This is a genomic window from Spirulina sp. CCY15215 (genome assembly GCF_016888125.1).
Classification (GTDB): Bacteria; Cyanobacteriota; Cyanobacteriia; order Cyanobacteriales; family Spirulinaceae; genus CCY15215.
In genome coordinates, this window is sequence record NZ_JACSWA010000491.1 from 1 (window position 1) to 6382 (window position 6382).

At 43.0% G+C, this 6382-nt stretch carries 5 protein-coding genes; 2 read left to right on the top strand and 3 right to left on the bottom strand.

Going from position 1 to position 6382, the window contains the following annotated elements:
* Window positions 1-14: 14 nt before the first annotated feature.
* Window positions 15-647 carry a Uma2 family endonuclease gene (locus JUI58_RS16600; RefSeq protein ID WP_204104916.1) on the top strand — a complete coding sequence of 211 codons (633 nt, stop codon included), beginning with the start codon at window positions 15-17 and terminating at the stop codon, window positions 645-647.
* A gap of 15 nt (window positions 648-662) precedes the next feature.
* Here the strand turns inward: JUI58_RS16600 and JUI58_RS16605 are convergent, their stop codons facing one another.
* Both JUI58_RS16605 and JUI58_RS16610 read right to left on the bottom strand, forming a co-directional pair.
* Window positions 663-1958, bottom strand: a complete 1296-nt coding sequence (locus JUI58_RS16605) for an AAA family ATPase (protein WP_204104917.1) — start codon at window positions 1956-1958, stop codon at window positions 663-665.
* Between the two features lies 1 nt (window position 1959).
* On the bottom strand, window positions 1960-4977 hold the full coding sequence (locus tag JUI58_RS16610) for a CHAT domain-containing protein (RefSeq protein WP_204104918.1): 3018 nt from the start codon (window positions 4975-4977) through the stop codon (window positions 1960-1962).
* A 180-nt stretch (window positions 4978-5157) separates the two neighbouring features.
* Between JUI58_RS16610 and JUI58_RS16615 the strand changes: the two genes are divergently transcribed.
* Window positions 5158-5958: an alpha/beta hydrolase gene (locus JUI58_RS16615; RefSeq protein WP_204104919.1), complete on the top strand. Its 801-nt coding sequence runs from the start codon at window positions 5158-5160 to the stop codon at window positions 5956-5958.
* A gap of 28 nt (window positions 5959-5986) precedes the next feature.
* On the opposite strand, the gene JUI58_RS16620 is transcribed toward JUI58_RS16615, so the two are convergent.
* A complete protein-coding gene (locus JUI58_RS16620; protein ID WP_204104920.1) occupies window positions 5987-6283 on the bottom strand; it encodes a DUF1816 domain-containing protein in 297 nt (98 codons plus the stop codon).
* Between the last annotated feature and the right edge of the window lie 99 nt (window positions 6284-6382).

Here is a 6382-nt window from a genome sequence, read left to right on the forward strand (position 1 = left end):
TCTAGAGAAGTTCGATGATAGCAACAACTTTGCCAATTCCAACAACGGAAATGATTCATCTTTCTGGAATCAGTTGGAAAACTTACGAAAATCTTCTGGAAGAACTACAAGAACGTCATTTGCGTTTAACATACAATTGCGGAAATTTAGAAATTTTGTCTCCTTCACCAGAACACGAACGATATAAAAAAGTAATAGGACGTTTTGTCGATACCCTCGCAGAAGAATTAGAAATCAATATTTATCCCCTTGGATCGACAACCTATAAGTGTCCTGAATTGAAAGGAATAGAACCGGATGAATGTTTTTATATTAGCAATATTGCCGCCATTCGCGGTAAACGAAGATTGACACCAGACGATCCTCCTCCCGATCTTGTTATTGAAATAGATATTACCAGCAGTTCGCGAAATCGACTACAGGTTTATGCCGCTTTGGGAGTGCCGGAAGTTTGGGTTTACGATCGCAATTCTTTAACCTTACAACAATTAAACAATGGGGAATATTTTCCCGGTTCTCAAAGTCAGTTTTTCCCCAATATTCCCATCACAGAAATTGCAGAGTTTCTCCAACAAGCTGAGACAACCGATTATTTGGAGTTAATAAGAATATTTCGCAATTGGGTCAGAACCGTAAGAGCAAGATAAAGCTAATATTTACAATTAAAGCACGAATAAACGCGATCGCGCTCGAGAAAAAGCAACATAACGCGCTTGATGCTGCTCGGGAATGCTCGGGTTGCGGGAAATATCGCGATCGCAGACAAAAGCATTCTCATAAGTCGAGCCTTGGGATTGATGAGAAGTGATACCATAACAGGGCTTTAAGTTCGCCCATTGATTGCGAAAATCCCAGTATTCTCCCCAAGCATTTTTGCCTTTGCGCTGTTGTGCTTTCTCCGCTAAATATTTGAGATGGCGATCGATTTTACTGCGAGCGCTGGGATCGGGTACTTTAAAGCGATAGATATCCTCTTCATCTTCCACCCGCAAGCGCCAATAGTCTATCCCATCGGGACTGGTTTGGAAGTAGGGAGGGTTTACCACCGTGACTTCCGCACAACTGGGAAGCACAATATCGCCATCGAGGGGATCGTGAATGGCTTCTTTCGCAATTAAGCGCTCTCCTTCAAGAAAGGGGGTTTTCGGGTCGTATAAAGCATTTCTAACTTGTGTGTTAATTGAATCTACCTCTCTATTTGTCCAAGCGATCGCGCGAATATAGTTGGAATTTTGCTCGTATTTCGGGGATTGAAAAGCGCGAATGAGTTGAGCAAACCACTGCGATCGCTGTAATATCCATGCGCCATGCTCTTTATTACAGGTGTATTGGCTCTTTTGCGGTAAAGTAATATGGCGATCGAAAACCTTAGCACGAGCAGCAGAAATAAATTCCATAACGGGATTATCTTGTGCTTGTCGGACTACTTCTGTGAGAGAAAACTGTTCGGAAAGATCGAAGATTGGCGATCGCGTTTCGTTAATAGGAGGTAGTTGTGCGATATCTCCCATAAAAATGAATTTAGTTCTGTATTTTTGCGAGATTTGTTGCAATAAAGTCCACAAAGCTGAAGATACCATCGAGGCTTCATCGACAATAACCAGATCGTATTTACCAATGTGCGATCGCCGTCCTTCTCTTAATACTCGCGTCCCTTTTTCTGCTTCTAACTTCAACCCTAAAAGACGGTGAATAGTGGCATAATCGGGGGATTTATCGCTATTTCCTGCCATTTCTTCCAGTACCCCAACCGCTTTATGAGTAGGAGCCGATGCCGCGATCGCAATTTTACGATATTTTTGTTGTAAACTACGAATAAATTCCCAAATAATCGTACTTTTGCCCGTCCCCGCTCCTCCTTGTAAGAGAAAAAAACGCTCTTGACTGCGATAGAATGCTTGCATTTTCTCGATCGCAATAGTTTGGGAAGGTGTTAAAATAAAATTTTCGGTTTGCATCTCAATCTACCTTTCCTGAAAGGACAAATCCTCCCCAATAATAGGGCTGCGAATAGGGACAATAACTTTCCCCTTGTCTTGCAGCTTTATCTCGTGCTAAATCTCGCGTCATCTTGAGATTTCCCAAACATCCCGAGGGGGCATCTTGCAACTCTTTTAAGAGGCGATCGCAAGTTTTAATCAGTTCATCATAACTCAGATCTCGCAACCACATTTGCGCTTTTTTTAAGGCTTCTGCGGGTTTTACTTCTTGTTTGAGTAACTCGTAAAAACGAATCATTAATAAACTGGTTGAAATTTCAGTGACTTGCCAAAGACTATATACCACATAAGTTGCTCCTTTCACTAAAAAACCGACCGCAAAACCCACAAATTCACCGCCAGTTTCTTGTAATGTAGGCGATCGCGTTTCACAAGCGGAAAGACAAACTAAAGAAGCACAGGAATGCTCTAAACTGAAAATATCCCTCAAGGTTAATTGCTCTTCATTAGCAAAATTCAAAGCTGAATTTTGAGGCTCAAGGACATCCTGATAGCTATTTCCAGCAAAATGGAAAATATTAGTTGGCGTTTCTAATGCTTCTAAAACTGTTGCTTTACTCATACCAATTCCACTCATGATTTTATTTGGGAAAAATTTCCCGATCGCATTAACTTCTAATGCTTTAGAAGAGATAGGATTGGATGCAGTATCAATAGTCAATAAAGGAATTGAGGGCTGAGTTTGCGGAGAAAGAGGAAGAGAATTTTTTAACCGCAGGCCAAATTTTCCACTGGGAAGATAGGTGATTTTGAAATCTCGTTGGCTGAATGATGTTGAAAAAAGAAGATGTAGGGGCAGTAAATGTAAGGTTTGGTGAGGAATTAAAACTAAGCGATCGACGGTTTTGGGAAAATACGATAAAATTTTCTCAACCTGCAAAATTTCCCTCAATTCCTCTAGAGATTGCAGATGCGTTGCGGGAAATTTTTGTGGGTTTAAGGTTGAAATAGGATCGTTTATTTCTCTGCGATCGCCATCTTTTAACCAATCCTCAAAGGCAGCTAATTGGGAAGAATCTGTCGGTAGAATAACGAGAGGTTGGCGATCGCGAAGAATAAAAGTTGTTATTGAAACAGGACTAATATGCCAATAAATACCTCCTGTATTGTCCGCGAGTAATTGCTGCATTTGCTGATAGTTGGGTGAAGCAATAGGAGTTTGATTAATAGCATTATTCTGTTGCCAATAGATTGACAAATTTTTTCGTTCTTCTGCTAATTGGAAAGCTAAGATTTGCTGTTTACTATCGGAAGATACCGCTAAACGATCAATTTTTAAATGATGAAAGCCAATAAATTTTTGCGAGAGTCTGAGTTTTTCTCGAGGATTTTTAAGATTTAGCACCAATTGATTGAGAATAATTAAAGCAATATTGATATAATTTTTAACATTTAGGCTATTTCCGAGAGCATGATTAGCGAGAATTAATCCTTGCATAACCTCTAAATATGGCTCTTCCAAATTGGGACGATCCTGCAATGCGTCCAGGGATTTCTGATAGCTGGCGATCGCTTTTTCCCAATAAGAGCGAGAATTTTCCTGCCCGATCGCGCTCTTGGCCGCAGCTAATCCTTTATAATATTGTAGAGTTCCCCGTGCTAAATAATAATCGGAACTATCGGGTTTAAGTTTACTCAATCCCTCATTCCAATTGTGAATAGCTGCATCGCAATCTGTAGGGGAAGAAGCCTGAAAAATTGTCCAACCGCGATTAGCCCAAATTTGCCAAAATGCGGGGGAAATTTCGATCGCCCGATCGAATTGCGCGATCGCCTCGTCATAATGTCCGAGTTGAGTAGCAGCTAAACCCCAACCGTTATAGGCCAAAATATAAGCAGGTTGAATCGTAATTGCTTCTCGATAATCCGCGATCGCCTCTTGATAGTTGCCAACAGCAGCATGAGTATTACCTCGACTGTAATAAGCCTGGTAAAAATTAGGTTGAATTAAAATCCCTTGGGTAAACTTCTCAATTGCCTCCGAATATCGTCCTAATTCTCGTAAAACATTGCCGCAATTGTGATAAACATCGTGATAGTTAGGATTCAAACTTAGCGCTTCTTGAAAATCTGCTAAAGCGGCTTCTAATTCTCCCGCTTTCCCCTGAATAATACCCCGTCCATTATAAGCAAACTGTAAATTGGGTTGCAGGGCGATCGCATTGTTAAAATCATTAAGAGCCAAGCTATCTTGACCCGAATCAGTATAGGCCATGCCGCGACCGTTCAAACCGAGGGCAAAATCTGGTTTAATTTTAATCGCGCGACTAAAATCTGCGATCGCAGCGTCGTATTGTTTCAACTCCAAATAAACACTACCGCGATTAAAAGCAGCTAAGTGAGAATCCGATGCGATTTCCACGGCTCGATTAAAATGGGCGATCGCAGCCTCATAACGCCCCAAATAATATAATGCGGTTCCGCAGCCATTTCTCGCGTCGAACAGGTCTGGCTGCACCTCTAAAGCCGTTTCCCACAAAGAAACCGCCCCCTCTAACTGCCCTTGGCGATATTGTTCTGCCCCATAATTAAATAGTTCTACCGGATCTTGGGAAGAAATGGTGGGAGGCAGAGTTGTTTCCGGTTGAGGAGTCAGGATATCGCGATCGCTTAACTCTAATAACCGCGTCCCGATTTGTTGGGATACCTCCCCCAGATCCCCACAGCCGATTTTCCCCAAACGTACCATTTGGCCGGCCACATCGCGATCGATCGCATGAGGGTCTTGTCGCATCAAACCGCGACCGTAACGCTGCAACCAAGAACTAAACCAAGGATCGTAGCGACGAATACCCAGTTTCTCAAAAATGCGAGTTTGTTGCCAGCCTCGGGCGACACAATCGAGAAGGTCTAGCCAAAGAGCCTTATACTCTTCATTACTCAGAGGGGGGATATCTGCGGGATCCTGTAGATCGGAGTCAGGGCCGAGTAAATCCGCCAAGAGGTCTTGCAGCCATCGAAACGGAATTTGAAACATTGAAATGTCGTGAGAGGTTAACAATTGGTCATTCTTACGAAAGACATTGAGCCAATTATGCCTAATTATCTGCTAAAAGGGGAACTGAAGAGAAGCAAGAAAGAGATACTGTTCGCAAAAATAACAGTTTAATAGCTTGCACTTGTTATTTTATGGGAGAGATAACAACCCATTCACTCAATGCAATTAAACCTTGAAATACGCGGAACGGGATTTCCGATATTATGCTTGCACGGTCATCCTGGGTCCAGTCGCACTCTCTCTGTTTTCACCGATCGCCTCTCCCAAAACTATCAAACTCTCGCGCCGGATCTGCGAGGCTATGGCAAAAGTCCGACGCGAAAAGAGTTTGAGATGCAGGATCATCTCAACGACCTCGAAGAATTACTCGATCGCCACCAGGTCAAAAAGTGTATATTGCTGGGATGGTCATTAGGGGGTATATTGGCCTTAGAATTGGCATTGCGATCGCCTCAACGTTTTACCCGTTTAATTTTAGTAGCCAGTGCAGCCCGTCCTCGTAGCAATCATCCCCCGGTAACATGGCAAGATTTAGCCTATACTGCCATTTCTGGAGTCATTAACGGCTGCAAACCCGGTTGGCAATGGAATATCGACACTTTTGGCAAACGCTCCTTATTTCGCTATCTCCTCTGCCAACACACTCCCCTCGCTTACCAATATTTGGCCGCAGAAGGCGCGATCGCCTACCTACAAACTTGTAAAACAGCAGAAAGAGCGCTACAAAGGGCGCTCTCTGCTGGATATAATCGCCTCAAGGAATTAGAGCAAATTTCTCCCCCTTGTTTAGTCTTGGCCGGGGAAAGCGATCGCCACATTACGGCGGCATCGAGTCAAGAAACCGCCGGACATCTTCAGCATTGTCAATGGTATTGTTACGCCAATACTGCCCATCTTTTTCCTTGGGAAATTCCCCAACAGGTACTCAATGATATAGAAGACTGGCTTCAGGAGGGTTGAGCATTCCGCATTTTCTCAGCTAATATCCCTAAGAAAACGAGGACAACCGACCGCTAAGACTGGGGATTATCTCGCGATCGCGTTTCTCCCCCAATTCTTCTTCAAAAACGGTCAATTCTTTGGGTCTCATCCGTTCTATCTTAACGCTAATGCCGCGAGCGCCTTCTTCTTTTAAATCTTCAATATAGCCAGGGGCGGTTTCTTGAGCCTCGCGATCGCTGAGAAAAGGACCGAAATAGTAAGTACAGCGTGGACTATCTGTTTTAACTTCAACCCAGTAGGCAAAACCGGAGGCTTCTAAAAATCGTATCAAAACATTTTTCATAAAAAAATTGGGTAGAAACCCCGTCCTTATAGGACGGCTTTATATTAGTTTCGCTACCGCCTTGGAATTGTTTAATTAGGGTGCTTTTGTATTGCACTT